The organism is Mycobacterium sp. 1274756.6 (genome assembly GCF_001668625.1).
Taxonomy (GTDB): domain Bacteria; phylum Actinomycetota; class Actinomycetes; order Mycobacteriales; family Mycobacteriaceae; genus Mycobacterium.
In genome coordinates this window covers 1-2271 of the sequence record NZ_LZLJ01000039.1, presented here as the reverse complement: position 1 = coordinate 2271, position 2271 = coordinate 1, and the positions used below count along the sequence as shown (strand labels likewise).

Genomic DNA, 2271 nt, shown 5'->3' with positions numbered 1-2271 from the left:
CCCGCCACCAGCGCATACCCGACGAACGCGACGGTGTCGATCAGGCCGTGCGCGATGACCAGCGGCCACAGCCGGCCGGTGCGCTGCCACGCGTAGCCGAACACCGCCCCCATCACGGCATTGCCCACCCCGGCGCCGAACCCCTGATACAGGTGATAGGCGCCGCGCAGCAGGCTCGAGCAGGCCAGCCCGGCCGCCGGGGACAGGCCGAGCTGGCGCAACCGGGTGAGCAGGTAGCCGACCACGACGACCTCCTCGGCCCAGCCGTTGGCGAACGCGATCGCGATCAGCATCGGCACCCGCCACCAGGTGTCGTCCAGCCCGGAGGGGATGACGGTCGCGTTGAGGCCCAACGCCCGCGCGCCGAGATACAGCCCCAGCCCGGGCAGCCCGATGAGCGCGGCAAGTCCGGCCGCGGCAGGCAGGTCCACCCGCCAGCGCGGTCGGCCCAGCCCGATACGACGCGGCCCTAGCCCGCTGCGCCACAGCAGATAGACCGCCAGCGCCCCCCAGGCCAGCAGTTGCAGCACGACCGCGGCGTTGAGGCCCAGGTCGATCAGGTCGAACCGGGAGCGTTTCGGGTTGAGCGGGATCTGCTCGGCGCGCAGATCCCGCAGCACCGAGTCGGTCAGCGCCAGGATCGCGGTGAGCGCGCTGAGCCCGAAGGTGACCGCCAGGACGATGGCGACCTCCAGGCGCAGCGCGCGACGCGACGCGGCGGGCGGCTCACCGTCGGCGGTCACCGGCTCACGGTAGCCAACCGGTGCTCTCAGCCTTGGCGGGGCCGCAGCCCGGCCAGAAACGGGCACCCCATCAGCAACCGGATGGCCTGCCCGAGCCCGCGGGCGTCGTCGACCGGCCGGTGAAACGGCAGCCGGACGTCGTGATCGCCGGTCGCGTCCTCGACGCGCAGCGACACCCCGTAGCGGTCCAGCGCCAGCGGCCGCACGGTGCCGCGGCGCAACCGGGTGGGCAGCCGGGCGGCCAGCCGCGCCATCACCTCGGGGTGCGCGGTCTCCAGGTGCCGCAGCCAGCCGGCCTCGGTCGCGCAGAACGGGTCGGGTGCGGCGGCCAGCAACTCCGGCACGCCGATGGCCTCGGCGCCGCCGGCGTCGGCGACCACCACCGACTCCACCGCCAGCCGCACCAACCGGTAGCAGACGTCGGGGTCGTGCGGCGGTCCGGTCCGCGGGGTCTGCACCCGCAGCAGCGCCGGGTCGGGGTTCTCGGCGGCGATCTGATCGAGCAGGTCGGGCACCGCGGCGGGCGCCACCGGCTCAAGCCGGCCGCGCAGCCACACCAGCGCCCGCACCGGGGTGCGCAGCCGAAGCGGTGCCTGGTCGGTGAGTTCGACCATGGCCGGGACCGCGGAGCCGACCGGGAGGTCGGCGGGGACCGCCATCGCGAACGAACCGTCGGCGAGCAGGTGGTGCACCGGGGTGGTGACCGGGGTCAGGCCGTCCACGGCGAGCAGGGCGCCGTCGGCCCGCGCGCAGGCGCTGCGGATCCGCTCGGCCGTGGTCGGCGCCGCCACTGCGATGCGTGTCATCGATCCCCTTTCGTAAGTGAGGTAAGGCTAACTTAATTAGTGGGATCCGGCGGCGCAAGTCGCCGCACCCGATAGTGTTTGACGGTGGCCCGTATCGCCTACCTCGGTCCCCACGGGACCTTCACCGAAGCGGCGCTGCTGCAGTTGATCGCCGCGGGCGCGGTTCCGGCGCGCGCGAGCGGCGAGGTGCAGCAGATCTCGGTGACCGGCGCCGCGGTGGCGCTCGACGCGGTGCGCGACGGCTCGGCCGACTTCGCGTGCGTGCCGATCGAGAACTCGATCGACGGGTCGGTCGCGCCCACCCTGGACAGCCTCGCCACCGGCACGCCGCTGCAGCTCTACGCCGAAACCACCCTGGACGTGGCCTTCAGCATCGTGGTGCGGCCGGGGCGCACCCCCGCCGACGTGACCACCGTCGCGGCCCACCCGGTGGCCGGGGCGCAGGTGCGCCGCTGGCTGGCCGCCGAACTGCCCGCCGCCCGCCTGCTGCCGGCGCACTCCAATGCCGCCGCGGCCGAGCAGGTCGTCGACGGCGTCGCCGACGCCGCTGTGAGCACCGCGCTGGCGGCCGACTATCACCGGCTGGCCACGCTGGCCGCCGGCATCGTCGACGAACCCAACGCCCGCACCCGGTTCGTGCTGGCCGGCCCGCCCGGCCGCAGCGAACCGGCGCCGGCGAACGCCCGGGCCTGTTCGCGGCCCAGCGGGGTGAGCGCGGTGCC

3 protein-coding genes are annotated in these 2271 nt (G+C 74.7%); 1 reads left to right on the top strand and 2 read right to left on the bottom strand.

All coding sequences use genetic code 11. From position 1 onward, the window contains the following. Both A5643_RS05185 and A5643_RS05180 read right to left on the bottom strand, forming a co-directional pair. On the bottom strand, positions 1–743 hold a 743-nt coding region (locus tag A5643_RS05185), incomplete at its 3' end, for a CPBP family intramembrane glutamic endopeptidase (protein ID WP_066852615.1). Positions 744–769: 26 nt separating this feature from the next. Next, positions 770–1549 (bottom strand): DUF2470 domain-containing protein, encoded by a 780-nt coding sequence (locus A5643_RS05180; protein WP_066852614.1) that lies wholly within the window; start codon positions 1547–1549, stop codon positions 770–772. 84 nt (positions 1550–1633) lie between these two features. On the opposite strand from A5643_RS05180, the gene A5643_RS05175 reads away from it, so the two are divergent. Continuing rightward, a partial coding sequence (locus A5643_RS05175; protein WP_286143639.1) for a prephenate dehydratase domain-containing protein occupies positions 1634–2271 on the top strand: 638 nt, incomplete at its 3' end.